Raw genomic sequence first — 16230 nt, 5'->3', positions numbered from 1 at the left:
CAATTCAGATTGCGTTCAATCGCTGCGCCGCGAACAATCCGACGCTAGAGCCCATTCGCCATCAAGCGGCCCTCAATGAACTCCTTCGCGCGGGGCACATCGGACTCATCGAGGTGTTCGATGATGATCGGGATATTCGGATGCTTCCGCGCCAGCCGTTGCAGGTACAGGTCATAGTTCAAGACGCCCTTGCCCGGCGGCGGCAGTTCGATCATCCCCACCCCCTGAAGCGCGTGTCCCTCGCCCGCGTCGATATCCGAAAGGACCACGCCCTGGTCGCGCTCCGCCAGCTTTACGTCCTTCGCGTGCGCGATCCGGATCTTGTCCGAGAGCGCATCGAAAATCGCGTTCAACTGGGCGTCCATCTGACCGATATTGTGGGTCTCGAAGTAGTTGGTCGGGTCCATCAGGAGGCCCAGGCACGGATCGTCGATGTCCGCAAACAATTGCAGCGTTTCCTCGATGGATCCAATCACGTTGTTCACATACGTCTCCACCAGAAACACCGCGCCGTGCTCCCGGGCGCACTGCACGAGATCCCCGATGACATCGCGGCACACCTCGTAGCCCTCGCGCGTCTTGTTCTTCGGGTGGTGCACCCAGTCGCTGTCCGGGTCGAAGGTGCCGGTCTCGCTGATCACGTATGGCGAACCCAGCTCGCGCGCGTGGCGGATGATCTGCTTGAGCATCGTCAGGTTCGCCCGCCGCCGGTCCGGATCCGGATGTATCAGGTTGGTGTAGCCGGAAATACAACAGATGGGCAGGTTATGGCGCCGGAAGGTGTCCCGGATGGTCCGGCACTTCGCCGAATCAATCGCGTCAACCCCGAGGTCCATGTCTTTGAACACGAGGTCGAGCTGGACCGTGTTGAAGTCGAGCGCGCGAATGCGCCGGGCGCTTTCTTCGAGCGTGTAGGGGAAGTAGGCGTTCAGTATCCCAACCTGAATCATGATGTCCTCCGGTGGTGTCGTGGTTACCGCGGCATACGCCGTATCGTCCCGGGAATCTGCGGAGCCCGCGTTTCCGCGCTCGCGAGCGCCGCAAAGCACAGCGACAGGCTCTCCAGGTTTTCGCGCGCGCTGTTGAACGGCGCCCGGTCCGCATCGATCGCGCAGAGCAGCTCCGCCATCGTCCCGATGAAGCCCTGCTTGAACCATTCGCCCTCCAGCCGCGGCCGCGCAATGCCTTCGGCGGTGTAGACCGTAAGCGTCTGGTGGCTGATGTCCGCGCCGCTGCTGTGGAGCGCGCCGGACGTTCCCGTAACGTACGTCGTGTCCAGCGCGCCGTACCGGGTGAGCGCATCGAAGACGATGGTCGCCTGCGCGTCCTCATACTCCACGGCCACCTGCGCGAGCATGGGCGGCTTGTTCGTCTGCGCGGCCGTCCGCGCGGTGGAGGCGTACACCCGCACCGGACGGTGGCCCCGCAAGAAGCAGTGCAGCATGTCGAACCAGTGAATGGCGAAATCATAGAGGATCAGGTGCGGCATCTCGTTGAATACCGTCGATTCGGTCCACGAGTGATCCCAGTGCACCGCCAGGTGCGCCGCCTGCACATCGCCGATGAGGCCGCTCGCGATGGCGTTGCGCATGTAGCTGAAGTGGGGGGCCCACCGCCCGTTCTGGTTCACGGCCAGCTTGAGGCCGCGCGCGTCCGCCAGGTCCGCGAGGCGCTCGCCTTCGGCCAGGTCGAGGGTAAACGGCTTCTGGCTCAGTACGTGCTTGCCCGCGTTCAGGGCCGCCTCGATAATGGGGCTCCGGATCTCCACGTGAGTCGCGATATCGACCACCGCGATCGCGGGGTCCGCCAGCAGCGCCTGGTAATCCGTATACACCGCGCCCTTCGGGTTGTAGGCGTCCCGGCGGGCCTTGGCGGTCGCCTCGTCGATATCGCAAAACCCCGCCACCACAAATCCCGCATCGCGATACGCGTCCAGGTGATACGGCGTGATCGCGCCGCAGCCGATCAGGCCGATAGGCGGGGGATTGGATGGAACCGGCGGGCGGTACGGAAGCGCCGGCGCCTCGATTTCCGTGTCAGGCTGTTGGGAGGATACAGTAAGGTCAGCGTCGCCCAAAGTCCAGCGCTCCATTAATTGAAGAAAACGGTTTCACGGCTTGCCCATGCCGGTCAGTGTACACCAATTGCGCAAGTGCCCCGCAATAAACTGGGCGCCGCAAAATGAAAAGCGCCCCGGGAGGTCGCTTGGAGGTAAGCCCGGGGCGCCCGCGTCCACGAGGACGTTGGGGTCAAATTCAGCCTATCGGCGTGCTCGCACTGTCGGCGTCCGCCATGTCGGCATAGCGGATCACGCCCGATGTATCGGTGTAGAACCCGCGATTGCCCGTCACGCCGTACTGTTTCGCGTTGGCGTTCAGTGTGAAGCTGTGGTCCGTGCCCACCAGCACGTACAGGTAACCGCCGTTCGCCGGATCCCAGCTCCCGTCCAGGAACGCGGGGTTGCCGGCGGTCAGTTCGGCGAAATCGGCCGCGAATCGCTGGTTCGCGGTCTGGAACACGGTCTGCGCACCGATCACGGTGCGGATGTTCTGAATCGCGGCGGCCTCGTTGCTCTGCACCCGGGACCGGAGCAGGTTGGGGATGGCGACCGCTGAAAGTATCGCGATTATCCCCACGACGATCATCATCTCGATCAGGGTAAAACCATGTTGACGCTTCATTTTGGAATCTCCTCGCCACGCGCGGTGGCGCGCTGAATTGCTTGTGAGCACGCAAGAAACCACGCATTGACCGTGCCAGAATGCTAAAATGTTGTAATAAAATGATTTACGATAAATGAAGTTGGCTTGAATTGCGCCACGGGCCTGCTGAAGCGGTAACGATGTGACAATTTTTGTCACCGCCGAGAACTTCTTGTCGCAATCCGGAAACTTGAGCGCACCGCCGCACCCTGTGCTACTGTATCGCCCGCTTCCACCGCGGCCGTGCGTGCGCATGCGGTGGTGAAATGCAAGCAGTTTCGTTCCCGACTTCTCTACTGGCTGGTGTTCCCCTCGCATGACCCGAAATCTCCTGACTGACCCCTGCTGGCGCGCCGACGACCTGGGCGCGCCGCTGCCCGATTCCCCCCACGCCACCTCGGTGGCCCTGCCGTGTTGGGATCACGTGGTCGGTTATGAGGAGGGGCGCCCGGAGATCGTGGAATCACTCCAATTGGGTTACCCCCGTTTTGTTTTGCATCCCCAGGTCGCCGAGCTCTTCGCGACCCTGGAGAACCGCCTCGGCCAGCCGGGGGAGCGCTGCTTCGCGTTTCCCTCGGAGAAGGTGGCGGAGCGTTGCGCCCATTTCCTGGCCGTGCGGGGATGGGAGGGGGTGCGGCAGTGTCCCTGGGAAAGCAGCGGGGTGCATGCCGTGTTCTTCCCCGAAGCCGCCTTCCGGGACGCCAAAGCCTTCTGGCAGCACTTCGGGAAGGTGATCAGCTCCCGGCGCGCCGAGGCCGCCCTGTCCCACCGTCCCGCCCCGGCCCACGGCCTGGCCGCCCGCGAAACGGTCCGCCAGCGGATCGCGGCGCTGACCGGCGTCGATGCCGCCGGCGTATGGCTGTTCCCATCCGGCATGGCCGCCGTCAGCCGCGCGCTTCACATGGCCCAGGAACGCCGCCCGGAAGCGCGCAGCATCCAGCTCGGCTTTCCCTACGTCGATGTGTTCAAGATCCAGACCGTGGAAGGCCCCGGCAACTACTTTGTCCCGGACTACAATCTCGACGAAGTGCGCAGCCTCCTTGAGCGCGGCCCGGTATCCTCTATCGTCTGCGAGTTCCCGGGCAATCCGCTCCTGCACGGCTGCGATCTCGTTGATCTCGCGGCCCTGGCCCGCAAGCACGAAGTCCCGCTCATCGTGGACGATACCGCCGCGACCTGCGTGAACATCCAGCCGTTTCCGCACGCGGATATCATCGTCACGAGCCTGACCAAGGCCTTTTCCGGCGTGGGCGATGTCATGGCGGGCGCACTCGCGCTCAATCCGGGCAGCGCGTTCAATGTGCCTTTTCAGATGCACATGGCGCGGCATTTCGAGGACCTCCTCTGGGCCGAGGATGCGGTGGTGCTGGAGCACAATTCGCGGGTCTTCGAAGAGCGGGTGCGCGCGATGAACGCCACGGCGGAGCAACTTTGCGACTGGCTCGCGGCGCAACCCGCCGTCGACCGGGTCTACTACCCGAAATTCACCATCCGCGCCGCCTACGACCGGATCCGCCGCGCGGATGGGGGCTATGGCGGACTTTTCTCTCTGCTGCTGAAGCACCCGGAGGCCAGTGCGCCAATCTTCTATGATCGCCTGCGCATATCGAAGGGCCCGAGTCTGGGCAATGACTTCTCGATGGCGTGCCCCTACACGCTCCTCGCGCACTTCGACGAACTGGAATGGGCGGAAAGCCACGGCGTCTCCCGGTGGCTGGTCCGGGTTTCGATCGGCCTGGAACCGACCGATGACCTCATCGCGCGTTTCGCCGAGGCGCTCGACGGCCTGCCGGCCTGACGCGCGTCCGCCGGGTTGCAGTTCCGCGCTTGAGCGGGTACTATACCGCCTTCACCGGGCGTGGCCGCACGACGGGCGAAGCGCGCACGCGCTTCGGTTGGGGAAACACGCCGCTCGAATTGTCCAGGCGCCGCGCCGGTTCGCGTAGTGATCGCGCGTTCCAGCGTCACGGCCCCTGACCGGGAGTATAGCGTGTCCGTTGCCCTGAAGCCGCTGAATCGCGACCAGCATATCTGGCGCATCAAGATTCTCCTTTCCACCTACCTGGCCTACGCGGGCTTCTATCTGGTCCGCAAGGTGTTCGGTTCCGCCAAACCCGTATTGATGGATGCTGGAGGCGACTACGGCTTCAGCGTGCACGGCGTCGCCTACATCTGGACCGCCTACCTCGTCGCCTACATGATCGGCCAGTTCGTCAACAGCTTTGTCGGGCGAAAATACGGCCCGCGCGCCCTGCTGCTCGGCGGGCTGGGCCTCTCGATCGCGATCAACGTCGTCTTCGGCTTCGCGAACTCCCTCTCCACGTTCATTGTGTTCATGTTTTTCAATGGCCTGGTCCAGGCCGCGGGCTGGCCGGGCGCCGTGGGCGGCATCGCCGAATGGCTGCGCAAGAAAGAGCGCGGCACCATCATGGGCTTCTGGTCCACAAGCTACCTCCTCGGCAACCTGGTGGTAAAAGCCATCGCGGGATACATGCTCTACCACTACGGCGTGCCCTACGCCTTCTGGGGATGCACCCTGGCCGCCTTTTTCGTCTGGTGGATCGTCTATTTCTGGCAACGGGACAAACCGGAAGACGTTGGGCTCGATCCCATCGTCAGCCATGGCGAGGGCGACGAGGACAACGCGGTGCAGGCGTCTACGGAAGAGTCCGTGACCTTCCGCGACTATCTCCACATCGTGATCAACCCCATCGTGCCGATGATGGGCATCGCCTATTTCTGCATCAAGTTCCTCCGCTACGCGCTGGACTCCTGGCTCCCGACCTTCCTGTATATCCAGGGCATGGAGGTCGACAAAGCCTCCTACTACTCCGGCATCCTTGATTTCGCGGGGCTCGGCGGCGCGATCGTCGCGGGCGTCGCCCTGGACTGGCTCTTTCGCGGGCGCTGGGAGCGCATCACCCTCATCATGGCGGTCGGGCTCGTCGCCGGCTACGTTACCGTCCTGCAATTTGGCGCCAACCCCATCATGCTGGCAATTTGCTTCGGGCTCGTCGGCTTCATGCTCTACGGTCCGGACACCCTGCTTTGCGGCGCCGCGGCCGTCTCGGTGGCCGGCGAACGCAACGGCGTGGCGGTAGCCGGCCTGGTCAACGGCATCGGCAGTATTGGCCCGGTGGCCCAGGAACTCGTCATCCCGTATCTGATGGAAGGGCGGGCGCCCGCCGACCAGATTCGAAACGTCAATATGCTCGGGCTCAGCATGTCCGTATTGTTTGTCGTGTTGATGATCTTCCTCTGCTGGCAGATCCAGCGCATTCACACCCGGAACGATCGCCGCCGCAGCGACGCGGCCTCCGGCTGACGCGAACCCCGCCTGAAAAGGCGCCGCCCGCGCGGGCGGAAACGGATTGGACCATTCGATGGCGAAAACTGTCCTGGTAACCGGAGCGAGCGGATTTGTCGGCGGGAGCGTGTTGCACCATGCGCCCGCGGACTGGACCATGCACACGTGCAGCCGCGGCCCGCTCCCGCAACCGCTCGCCAACGTTGTTCATCACGCGATGGACATCTGCGACCGGGCCGCCACCGCCGATCTGGTGGCCGCCGTGAGGCCCGATGCCATCCTGCACATCGCCGCCATCGCGAACATCGATTACTCGGAGGCGCACCAGGCCGAGGCCGCGGCGATCAACACCGAATCCACCCGGCGACTGGCCGCGCTCGCGGCACTGCACGGCGCGCGATTCGTATTCTGCTCCACGGACAACGTGTTTGACGGGAAGGAGGGCCTCTACAGCGAAAACGCGCCCGTGAATCCCGTGAACTTCTATGGCCGGACGAAAGTGGCCGCGGAGGTCCTCGTGCACGACGCCCTGGAGAATCACGCCATCGCGCGCGTGGCGCTCGTCATCGGTCTTCCGCTGGGCGGCGCCGGAAACTCGTTCCTCGCCAAGATGGAGGCAAGCCTGCGCCAGGGCGACGAGATCCACATCCCGGAAAACGAAGTTCGCTCCCCGGTCGATGTCATTACCCTCGGCAAGTCCCTCGTCGAGCTGGCCGAGAACGATTTTCGCGGCGTGATCAACCTGGCTGGATCGACGCGGCTCAACCGCTGCGACATGGCGCGGCAGATCGCCCGAAAACTCGGTTGCAGCGAGAACCTTGTCGTCCCGATCAACTCCAACGACTTCGAAGGCCGCGCCCCCCGGCCCGATGACGTGTCGCTGGACAACGCCCTTGCCAGAGACGTGCTGAAGACCCCCATGTGCGACCTCGACCGGGCTCTCAACCTCATCTTCGGGAATTGAAGCGACTATGCGGGACGAACTCACCATCAAGTTCGGGAGCCAGTACGGCCCGGAAGAGGAAGCGGCCGTGCTGCGCGTATTGCGCGAGAATGCGCCGACCAGCGGGAACGCGTGTGTCGCCTTCGAGAAGGCTTTCGCGGAGTATTGCGGCGTGGAATACGCCCGCTGTGTCAGCAATGGCACCGCCGCCCTGTTCCTGTCCCTGGTGGGCCTCGACATCAAGCCGGGCGATCGCGTAATCACGACTCCGATAACGTGGATTGCGACGGCCGCGGCCCCGGTCACCCTCGGCGCCGAAATCGATTTCGTTGACGTGGACCCCGTTACCTACAACATCAATCCGGCCGAGATCGAAGCCGCGATAACGCCCGCCACGAAGGCCATAGTCCCCGTGCATCTCTACGGCCAGTGCGCCGACATGGACCCGATCCTTGCCATCGCGGAGAAGCACGGTGTACCTGTCATAGAAGATGCCTGCCACGCGATTGGAGCGCGATACCGCGGGCGCGCCGCGGGCTCGATGGGGACCACCGGCTGCTTCAGCTTCCACGAGCAGAAGAACATCTCCACCCTGGGAGAGGGGGGGATGGTAGTAACCAATGACCCCGCGATCTTTGAACGCGTCGCCCTCTATCGCTCCCACTGCACCCGGGTGCACGGCGGGAATACGAAGTATTGCGCGCTCGACCCCGCGAAGTTTCCCATGGATAAAAAGTTCTGGTGGCAGGATTTTGACGATTGCGGCTACAACTTTCGTATGACCGATATCCAGGCCGCGGTGGGCCTCGAGCAGCTCAAGAAACTTGACTGTCTGAACCAACGGCGCATCGACAACGCCGCGTACCTCTCCGAGGCCCTGGGGGATATCCCCGGCCTCTCACTACCTGTGAGCCGCCCGGATTGTACGCACGTGTTTCACCTGTACCCCGTCTGCATCGATCCCGAGCTCTTCGGCCTCACGAAGGAAGACTTTATCTATCGCATGCGCCATGAGCACGATATACAGATTGGATTCCATTACATCCCGCTGCACTGGTCCACCGCTTTCCAGAATCGCGGCTACCGCCGCGGACAGTTCCCCGTGGCGGAACGCCTCGCGGAGCGCCTCGTTACGTTCCCGATAAACCCGCGACAAACGCGCGATCACCTCGATTGTCTGATCGATGCGGTGCGTTCGTTGCGGACGTAGCCTCCAAATCGGGTTTGACGCCTCCCGACAGTGCGTGGTACTGTTTCGCCAGCAGTAGGCCGCGCTTGCCGGACTATCCCCGAGCTTGCGCGGCAACATTCAGGAAGACGAAGGACTTGAGATGCAAAAAGAATGCATTTTTTCTCCCAACGGCAGCCCGGCGGGGGGGCCGTATTCCCACGCGGTTCGCGCGGGCAACCTCCTTTTCGTATCGGGGCAGGGCCCCATGGCGAAAGACGGCAGCGGCGTTGTGCCCGGCACGCTGGAGGAGGAAACGCACCTCACCCTCGACAACCTGCGCGCGGTCCTGGAAGATGCGGGATCCGGCCTGGAGCACGTTATCAAGACCACCTGCTTCCTGAAGGACATGAACAACTTCAAGCGCTTCAACGCGGTCTATTCCACCTACTTCACCGAGAATCCCCCGGCCCGCTCCTGCGTGGAAGTGGCCCGGCTTCCGCTGGACTTCCAGGTGGAAGTTGAGGCTGTCGCCATCATTCCCGAGGCTTAGCGCGCATGCGCCCCGCCGCGATTGGCCTGTTGCTCCTCGCGTTTGCGCCCGCCGCCCTGGCGCGGACGGCGGTCGAGTTCAATAAGCTCGGCATAGACGCCTACGAGGCGGGCCGCTTCACGGAAGCCCTGGCGTATTTCGAAGAGGCCTACGAGCTCGCGCCGGACAACGACACGATCCGCCACAACCTGTGCAATGCGCACCAGGAGGTTGCCCGCGAGTTCGACCTGGCGGGCAAGATGGCCGAGGCGATCCGCCACCTTACCCTCGCGATAGGCATTCACCCGCAGAATCCTTCGCCGCTCGTGCAGGTGGGTTCCTATCACCTCAAACTCAACGAGGTGTCCAACGCCATTTTCCGCCTGGAGGAAGCTATAGAGCTGAAGCCGGGCCTGCTGGATGCGCATTTTCTGCTGGGCGAGGCCTATTACCAGGACAACGACCTTCCCTCCGCGCGCGTGCAGTGGGATTACGTCCTCGAAGTGAAACCCGATTGGCCCGGGCTCCAGGAGAAATACGAAAAGCTTTTTCGCGAGGTGAATGTCGAGCAGCACTTCAACAGCTCCGCCACCCGCCATTTTCAATTGAGTTATCCCGAAGGCGTCACGCAAAGCGCGCGCTTCAAGATTCTATCCATCCTGGAGCGCGCCTACGCCGACATCGGGCGCAAGCTCGGCGGCGTCTATCCGCCGGAAACGGTCAAAGTCATCCTCTACAGCGCCGAACAGTTTGCCGAGGCGACCCAGCTCGACAGCCATGTGGGGGCCGTCTACGACGGCAAGATTCGCGCGCCCATCACGGACGAGAAAGGGCAGTGGCTGGACGAAGAAGAGTTGAACCGCCGCCTCACCCACGAGTACGTCCATGTCGCGCTGCGCCATCTTGTGGGGCCGAACATGCCGTGGTGGCTGAACGAGGGGCTCGCGGAGACGCTTTCGCGGCGTCTGGACGCCCCGCGCCTGGACCTGCTTCGCCGCGCCTACGCCGAAGGGCTCGACTTCAAACTGGCCGACCTGGAGGGGAGCCAGTTAAACCGCCTCGGCCCCGAAGCGCTTACCCTCGCCTACGCGCAGGCCCATGCGACCGCGAACCTCCTCTGGACGCGCTACGGGGGCCAGCGGGTTGTGCCCATGCTAAACCGGCTCAAGGAGGGTATGCCGGCGCAGGACGCGCTGGAAAAGACCTTCCGGAAGCGTTACGCCGCGCTGGAGCAGGAAGTCGCCAACGCCTGCCGCTGAGCGCTCAGGTGCGGCGATCGTAGCATGTCGCGGATCCGCGGATAGACTTCGCGTATTTTTTCACCTGGGCCGCGCGCGCGCTGATATCCGCCACGTGCCGGATCGTGTGGGCCGCCGTGTCCACCACCGCAATCGAGCAGGTCATCAGCGAAAAGACCGTGGCGTTTCCCTGCCGATCGATCGCGTGTATCGCGCCCCGGATCCGGTCCTCCTCATCATAGAAATTCGGGATCAGGAGGTCGAAATTGCGCGTGATCTCGTCACAGGCCGCGCCGATCTGGTCGGAGGCGGCGATCAGCACGAAATCATCTCCGCCCACGTGCCCGACGAAGGAGGCCCCGCCACGGATCGAACGCGCCGCGTTCACCACAATGCGCGCCGTCATCCGGAGCACCTCGTCCCCGCGCAGAAAGCCGTATTTGTCATTGAACGGCTTGAAGTGGTCCAGATCGAGGTAGGCCACCGCAAACGCGTCGCGCCGTTGGAGGCGGGCCTCTATCTCGCGGATGATGGCGATGTTGCCGGGGAGTCCCGTCAGGGGGTTCGCGTTCAGATCGCGCTGCGCGCGCGCCAGGCAGATCTTGACGCGCGCCAGCCATTCCCCATCGGTACAGGGCAGGATGACAAACTCGTCCGCCTGCAATTCCGCCCAATCCAGCCCCTCAAGCCGTTCCGCCGGGAGCGCCGTAATGGCGGGGAGATGCCCGTAGATGCTGTCATTCTTCAGTTCCCGCACGAGCGGCATGTCGCCATCCCGCCCCTGTAGTTCCAGCGGCACGATGAGGCAGGCCGGCAGGACCTCCTGAATCATCGGATGGATCTGAGAGGCATGCTCCGTTACATCGACCGCGAACCCCGCGTCGCGCAGGAGTTTCACGGCATGTGCGAGCGCGTCAAACGGGTCGATAACGAGCAGATGGACCGGTTTCTTTTTGGGCATCTTATACGCCGCCCCCCACGACGAACACGTCCGCCCCGCGCCGATACTGCTCCGCCGCGTCATTCAGGATCGTCTCGATTTGTTCGAGGCTCAGCCCGAGTGAGTCAAACGCCGCGTGATCCAGGGGAGGCATCGTGCCATCGCCCGATTCGCCATAGTTCTCCGCGCGGGCCAGGATATCGGCCAGGTGCACAATAGCGGCCATCTGCATGCCCTCTCGCGCGCGGGAGGGGGTGTGGTGCCAGGTCAGCGCGTTGGTCAGGCGCTCGGGGAGGTTCCAGCGCAGCGCCAGCCACATTGCGACCCGCGTATGGTCCACGCCGAACACCTCGCGCTCCACCTGCGCGATGTGCCGCCCGCTCTCGTGGGCCGCCGCGATCGCGCGGACGTAATCTTCCGGGGCCAGGTGCGACAGAATCACTTTGCCCAGATCGTGCAGCAGGCCCGCGATCATGCACTCCTCCGGATCGAGCGCGCCGATTTCCGTCGCAATGCGGCGGCTGAGCAGCGCGGTGGCCAGGCTATGCTTCCACAGGCCGCTCGTCTGGCGCGCCAGCTCCCCGAAGACCGCCGTCGAGAGCACCAGCCCCTTCACGACGTTAAAGCCGAGCAGGACCAGGGCGTGCGTCACCGACGAGATGCGCCGGGGAAAGCCGTATACCGGGGAATTGACCAGCTTCAGGATCTTTGCGCTCAGCACCTGATCGCGCTGGATAACCTCGGCGATTTCCTGCGCGCTTGTCGTGTCATCCTCCACCATATTCGTGATGGCCGTCACGAAGGCGGGAAGCGTGGGAAGATTCGACAGATCCTCCACTTTGCGCTTCAGCAGTTCTGGTGACATGGCCATCGGTGGCAATCCTGTTTGCGCGCGCGGCAAGCCGCCGGGCAGGCGAGGTTTGGGCGTTTCTCCGGAGCGCCCCGAGGGGCTGGCCGGGCAACGACGCCCGTTACGCGTGTTCTGGGGTAATAGGGAGGAGCGTGGGCCCGCGGTTGTCCCGTCCGCGATCATCCACCATATTCTTCAAGAAACCGTTCGTAGCGCCGCCGGATAAGGGCGCGAATTTCGAGGAGGACCGGGTCTTCCACACCGTTAAAGCGCCGGTCCAGTTGCGTAAGCGACTCCGTGACGTCCACGGGCGGCCTGGCGCTGCCCTCGATCCAGACGCTCTCGATCCGCGCGTTTTCGAGACGTTCTATAGCCTGTTCCGTCAGTGTATACCCGAGCGGGCAGAGTACCGCGCCCGCCGCGTTGCACACCCGATCGGCAAGAACCTGACCGGGACGGAGAAACTTCACATCCACTTGTCGCACGCGTACTCTCCTGTCTGCCCGGGCATTGTAGGCAAGGGGCGCGCCCGGGTTCAATCCCGCCCCGCCGCGAACTTGGATAGCGCGCCCCATTTTCTATACGATGTGGCGCAGCACCTCTGAAGGAAGCGACATGACATCACTCTTACTGGTGGGCGCCGTGTTGTCCGCCGCGCTGGGCGCCTCCACGATTGAAGGCCGCGTTGTGGACGCGAACAATCAGCCGGTCGCGCACGCCCAGGTCTTCCTGGAGCCCGGGCTCGGCGGCGCCTTGCTCGATACCATCACGCCGGAGAGCGGCGCCTTCCGATTCGACGCGGTGGAACCCGGGCCCGCGGGCGTATTCGCGGTCGCCCCGGGCCATGGAATGGGCGGGCGGCACCTCGATCTCAGCGTGGGCGATGTGGTGCCCCCGTTGACGATCACCCTCGGAAAACCCCGCGAGATCTCCGGAACCATCGCCGATCCCGGTGGCAAGCCCGTCGAGGGAGCACGTATCACCCGCATTGGCCTGAAATCGGCCCACAAGGTGGGGATTCCGCTGGCCAAGTTGCGCCAGTTTGGCTATCCGGAGCCGGTGAGCGACGCCGCGGGGCGTTTTACTCTCACCGGACTCCCGGAGGGCGCGCTCATTGACCTTAAGGTCGGGCACGCCAGCTACGCGCAAGAAGGTATCATGGACGTCCCGGTTGGCCAGCAGGGCGTCAAGATCACGATGCATCCCGGTGTTCTGGTCGAAGGCTTGATCTTCGCGCGGGCCAACCAGGCCGCCGTGGGACAGGCCGCCATTCTCATCAAGAACGCGCAGCCCCCCTTCGATACCACGACCAACCGGGCCAACCTGTCCGGCAAGTTCACGATTCGCTTGAAGCCGGGCGTCTATCTCTACCGCGCCGAGGGGGCCGGGCTGCGCACGCCGGGTTGGGAGCGCCTGGTGATTACCGGGGAGCGCCCGATCGAGCAGATGCGCGCCTATGTCGCCGGCACCGGTACGATACGAGGGAACGTGCGGGATGCGCTCAGCGGAGAGCCCGTCCGGAACGTTCGTGTGGTCCTGTCAACCAACGACGCCACCGCCGCCGTTGTTCGTACCGGGCCGGGCGGAGACTTCGCCTTCACCGCCGGCGAAGGAGACAATATTATTCGTATCGACGCGACCCCGGGCTATTTTCCGCCCGATAACCAGAACGTGAAGGTCAGCCTCGCCGAGGGCGCGGATGTCGCGCTTCCGGGGATGTGGCTCAAGCCCCTTCCCGCATACGGAATTCAGGTGCTGGACAGTGCGGGCGCCCCTGTCCCCGGTGCGATAGTCACGCTGCTCCGGCCGCGGCAGCTTGGCTGGTATACCGCCGACGGCGACGGCCGCACAAGCCTTCGTGTACAACACTTTCCCGAAGAGGGCGCTTTGCTCGGGCGCGCCGAGCATCCCGACCGCCCCGAAGTGGCCCTGTTCCGTCTTGAAAAGAGCCAGGATGCTCCGGGATCCGTGCAGTTGTTTGCGGCCGCTTCCGTGAACGGGAAAGTCGTGAACCGGCGTGGCCGGGGGCTTCCGGGAGCATCGATCGGCGCGTTCTTCCCGGGTGAATCCGCCTCGGACGCCGTTTTACTATGGCAGACCTTCAGCGGCCCGGACGGAGCGTTTCAGTGGGAGGCCGTGGCCCCCGGCGTGCCCCAGCGCCTTGCCGCGCGCGATGCGTCCGGCGCGAGCGCCGAGTCCGAAACCTTCAACCTGGCTCCCGGCGAGATCAAGACACTGGGCGACATCCCGCTGGACGGCCCCGGCAAGGGCAAAAGCGCTCTTGGGTCCGAACTCCCTTGGCGGAGTTGGGAATTGCGCTGCGGGCAACTCCCGGCGGGTTCCGGCGAAGCGGCGGCTCGGGCGTTGCTCGTCTTCGCCGGCGCCGCCGAAGCACCCATTTATCTGGAGGCCCTGACCCAGCTCCAGACCCTGGCCGCGGCTCCGGATCTGGTCATCGCGCTGGTCACCCTGGCCGATATTCCCTGTGAGGATTCGCCGCTGCCCGTGTTGGCCGGCGCGGCGCCCGGCGATGCTTCTGTTCTGATGCTGGACACGGCGGGGCGCGTCGTCTTCGAATCCAATGCGCTGCCGCCGCTGTTCTTGTTGCGTAATCGTTGAGCCGCCACACCCGTGGCCGGCAAAGCCTGGACCCGATTCCCATGATTAGAGTTTCCCCGAAATGCCTGCTGCTCGCCCTGGCGCTCCTCTGGGGCGCCGCCGGCGCGGCGTCCGCCGCCACCCTCACTGGAACCGTCCGCGACGAGGCCGGCGCGCCCATCGCCGGGGCCGCCGTCTGGGTGACACAGAACCGCCAGGTGAACAAGTCCACGACCGGCTCCGACGGGCGCTTTAAAGCCGCCGGCCTGGAGGTGGCGCTTACGGAGGTTGTCGCCTACAAGGACGGGTATGCGCTGGGGGGGAGCGCCGCGCCGTTTCACCGCGATCAGGACATTACCATTGTTCTTCGCCCCGCGGACATTATCTCGCTGAAGGTGATCAATATCGATTCGGCCCCGGTGGCGGGGGTGAAAGTGCGCTCCATGTTGATCGAGCGCCGGACCCTGGTGTCGGTGGACGACCTGGAGCCCCACGGCTTCCCCACCATTCGCAGCACCGACGCGGGCATTCTTGTCATCCCCAACCTTCCCCCGGACGGATTCATCCAGCTTGCGCTACAGCACCCGGATTACGCGGATTCGTCCATTCGCTACCTGCCCGTGGACGACGAGCAGCGCAATATCGTCATGGAGCGCGGCGGGCGGGCGAATGGCCGTGTCACCATCGGCGGCAGGGGGGTCGAAAACGCCCGCGTATCCATCTTTAAGGTGGGCCCCCGTGGCCAGAAGGAGTTTGCGGAAGTCTTGACCGATCGCGAGGGGTTCTACAGCGCGCGCATCGCGCCGGGCGAGTATCAGGTCGCCGCGCAACACCCCGAATACGCCTCGCCGCCGCCCGCCGCGCTCGTGGTGCGTTCCCTGGAGGATTCGGAACCGACTTCCCTCGAAATGCTGGAGCCGCGCTTCGTCACCGGGAAGGTGCTGTTGCCCGACAAAAGCCCCTGCCCGGGCGCCGGGGTTCAGTACCGGCTGGGAAGCACGATCTACGAGAATGCCGTGACCGGCTCCGACGGCGTGTTCCGGCTTCGCGTTCCGGGAGGAAAGGGCGCCATCACGATACAGCCCCCGCCAGGCTACATGACGCCGAACTTCGGGCCCATTGGCGTCGACCCGGGGGACCTGCGCAAGATCGATCTCACCCCCGTGGTGCTTGAACGGCTCCCGGTAATTACGGGGACGGTGCGCGATTCCGATGGCCGGGAGCCCGGGGTGACCCTGGTCACCGCGCTGAACCTGCCGGTTCCCCTGAGTATTATCACGGATGTGCCCGTTCCCTTCAGCATCTTGACGGACGCCAAAGGCGACTTTGAATTGCCGCTCACGTTTATGCCCCCCGTGGAGGAGCTGAACTTTCGCGCCGAACACCCGCTCCGTTTCCAGCGCGCGGATTTCTCCGTCAAGATCAAGAACCCCAAGCCCGCCTCCGTGAAGCTCAGCCAATTCACGCCCGATCTGGAAAGGCGTCCGCCCGCGCCCGGGGCCAACAACCTCGCGGGCCTGCTTGATCAGCCCGCGCCGGCGCTGTCCGGCGACAAATGGATCCGCGGCGATGCGGTCAGCCTGGCGGATCTGAAGGGGAAGGTCGTCGTATTGCTGTTCTGGGCCGGTTTCGACGAGTCGATCGGGCCGATCATGCTGCGCGAGCTCCACGTCCTCCACGAACTTCTGAAGGGCGTTGAGGATGTCGCCTTCATCAGCGTTCACGACGCCATCAGCAGCGCCGAGGAAATCGAAGAGTACATCGACTACTTCAATATTCCCTATCCCGTGCTCCGGGATTCAGACGAGCAGACGACTTTTTCCACGTACGGCATCGTCTTCATACCGCAGTTGGTCCTGATCGACAAGAAAGGCGCGCTGCGCTACTACCAGACCGAGGGGCGGCTGCTGGAGCTCATTAAGGGGTTGCGCCGCGAGTAAATGCGAAAACGC

At 64.1% G+C, this 16230-nt stretch carries 14 protein-coding genes; 8 read left to right on the top strand and 6 right to left on the bottom strand.

Features of this window, described 5'->3' with window-relative positions; genetic code table 11:
• Positions 1-44 precede the first annotated feature (44 nt).
• The 3 genes from KF886_09170 to KF886_09160 form a co-directional block, all read right to left on the bottom strand.
• Positions 45-950 carry a sugar phosphate isomerase/epimerase gene (locus KF886_09170; protein ID MBX3177519.1) on the bottom strand — a complete coding sequence of 302 codons (906 nt, stop codon included), beginning with the start codon at positions 948-950 and terminating at the stop codon, positions 45-47.
• Between the two features lie 23 nt (positions 951-973).
• Positions 974-2092 carry a Gfo/Idh/MocA family oxidoreductase gene (locus KF886_09165; GenBank protein ID MBX3177518.1) on the bottom strand — a complete coding sequence of 373 codons (1119 nt, stop codon included), beginning with the start codon at positions 2090-2092 and terminating at the stop codon, positions 974-976.
• 163 nt (positions 2093-2255) lie between these two features.
• On the bottom strand, positions 2256-2681 hold the full coding sequence (locus KF886_09160; protein ID MBX3177517.1) for a prepilin-type N-terminal cleavage/methylation domain-containing protein: 426 nt from the start codon (positions 2679-2681) through the stop codon (positions 2256-2258).
• A 337-nt stretch (positions 2682-3018) separates the two neighbouring features.
• On the opposite strand from KF886_09160, the gene KF886_09155 reads away from it, so the two are divergent.
• The 6 genes from KF886_09155 (at position 3019) to KF886_09130 (ending at position 9911) form a co-directional block, all read left to right on the top strand.
• Positions 3019-4500, top strand: coding sequence for a PLP-dependent transferase (locus KF886_09155; protein ID MBX3177516.1), 1482 nt, complete (start codon positions 3019-3021; stop codon positions 4498-4500).
• A 192-nt stretch (positions 4501-4692) separates the two neighbouring features.
• Positions 4693-6027, top strand: coding sequence for an MFS transporter (locus KF886_09150; GenBank protein ID MBX3177515.1), 1335 nt, complete (start codon positions 4693-4695; stop codon positions 6025-6027).
• A 58-nt stretch (positions 6028-6085) separates the two neighbouring features.
• Positions 6086-6973 carry a sugar nucleotide-binding protein gene (locus KF886_09145; GenBank protein ID MBX3177514.1) on the top strand — a complete coding sequence of 296 codons (888 nt, stop codon included), beginning with the start codon at positions 6086-6088 and terminating at the stop codon, positions 6971-6973.
• Between the two features lie 7 nt (positions 6974-6980).
• Positions 6981-8162 (top strand): DegT/DnrJ/EryC1/StrS family aminotransferase, encoded by a 1182-nt coding sequence (locus KF886_09140; GenBank protein MBX3177513.1) that lies wholly within the window; start codon positions 6981-6983, stop codon positions 8160-8162.
• A gap of 121 nt (positions 8163-8283) precedes the next feature.
• Positions 8284-8673 carry a RidA family protein gene (locus KF886_09135; protein MBX3177512.1) on the top strand — a complete coding sequence of 130 codons (390 nt, stop codon included), beginning with the start codon at positions 8284-8286 and terminating at the stop codon, positions 8671-8673.
• Positions 8674-8678: 5 nt separating this feature from the next.
• Positions 8679-9911 (top strand): tetratricopeptide repeat protein, encoded by a 1233-nt coding sequence (locus tag KF886_09130; protein ID MBX3177511.1) that lies wholly within the window; start codon positions 8679-8681, stop codon positions 9909-9911.
• 4 nt (positions 9912-9915) lie between these two features.
• On the opposite strand, the gene KF886_09125 is transcribed toward KF886_09130, so the two are convergent.
• From KF886_09125 to KF886_09115, 3 genes are all read right to left on the bottom strand, one after another.
• Entirely contained in the window at positions 9916-10851 is a 936-nt protein-coding gene (locus tag KF886_09125) for a diguanylate cyclase (GenBank protein MBX3177510.1), read from the bottom strand.
• Position 10852: 1 nt separating this feature from the next.
• Complete coding sequence (locus KF886_09120) at positions 10853-11701, bottom strand: HDOD domain-containing protein (GenBank protein ID MBX3177509.1); 849 nt, start codon at positions 11699-11701, stop codon at positions 10853-10855.
• Positions 11702-11859: 158 nt separating this feature from the next.
• A complete protein-coding gene (locus KF886_09115) occupies positions 11860-12165 on the bottom strand; it encodes a hypothetical protein (GenBank protein ID MBX3177508.1) in 306 nt (101 codons plus the stop codon).
• A 130-nt stretch (positions 12166-12295) separates the two neighbouring features.
• On the opposite strand from KF886_09115, the gene KF886_09110 reads away from it, so the two are divergent.
• Both KF886_09110 and KF886_09105 read left to right on the top strand, forming a co-directional pair.
• On the top strand, positions 12296-14299 hold the full coding sequence (locus tag KF886_09110; protein ID MBX3177507.1) for a carboxypeptidase regulatory-like domain-containing protein: 2004 nt from the start codon (positions 12296-12298) through the stop codon (positions 14297-14299).
• 41 nt (positions 14300-14340) lie between these two features.
• A complete protein-coding gene (locus KF886_09105) occupies positions 14341-16218 on the top strand; it encodes a carboxypeptidase regulatory-like domain-containing protein (protein ID MBX3177506.1) in 1878 nt (625 codons plus the stop codon).
• The last annotated feature ends 12 nt before the right edge of the window (positions 16219-16230 follow it).

This window comes from Candidatus Hydrogenedentota bacterium, assembly GCA_019637335.1.
GTDB lineage: Bacteria > Hydrogenedentota > Hydrogenedentia > Hydrogenedentales > JAEUWI01 > JAEUWI01.
Note: the sequence above shows the minus strand (reverse complement) of the source record. Positions and strands in the feature narration are given on the sequence as shown.

Coding starts and splice junctions, on each gene's coding strand:
- KF886_09170 (MBX3177519.1), bottom strand. CDS start 950: ATGATTCAGGTTGGGATACTGAACGCCTACTTCCCCTACACGCTCGAA.
- KF886_09165 (MBX3177518.1), bottom strand. CDS start 2,092: ATGGAGCGCTGGACTTTGGGCGACGCTGACCTTACTGTATCCTCCCAA.
- KF886_09160 (MBX3177517.1), bottom strand. CDS start 2,681: ATGAAGCGTCAACATGGTTTTACCCTGATCGAGATGATGATCGTCGTG.
- KF886_09155 (MBX3177516.1), top strand. CDS start 3,019: ATGACCCGAAATCTCCTGACTGACCCCTGCTGGCGCGCCGACGACCTG.
- KF886_09145 (MBX3177514.1), top strand. CDS start 6,086: ATGGCGAAAACTGTCCTGGTAACCGGAGCGAGCGGATTTGTCGGCGGG.
- KF886_09140 (MBX3177513.1), top strand. CDS start 6,981: ATGCGGGACGAACTCACCATCAAGTTCGGGAGCCAGTACGGCCCGGAA.
- KF886_09135 (MBX3177512.1), top strand. CDS start 8,284: ATGCAAAAAGAATGCATTTTTTCTCCCAACGGCAGCCCGGCGGGGGGG.
- KF886_09130 (MBX3177511.1), top strand. CDS start 8,679: ATGCGCCCCGCCGCGATTGGCCTGTTGCTCCTCGCGTTTGCGCCCGCC.
- KF886_09125 (MBX3177510.1), bottom strand. CDS start 10,851: ATGCCCAAAAAGAAACCGGTCCATCTGCTCGTTATCGACCCGTTTGAC.
- KF886_09120 (MBX3177509.1), bottom strand. CDS start 11,701: ATGGCCATGTCACCAGAACTGCTGAAGCGCAAAGTGGAGGATCTGTCG.
- KF886_09110 (MBX3177507.1), top strand. CDS start 12,296: ATGACATCACTCTTACTGGTGGGCGCCGTGTTGTCCGCCGCGCTGGGC.
- KF886_09105 (MBX3177506.1), top strand. CDS start 14,341: ATGATTAGAGTTTCCCCGAAATGCCTGCTGCTCGCCCTGGCGCTCCTC.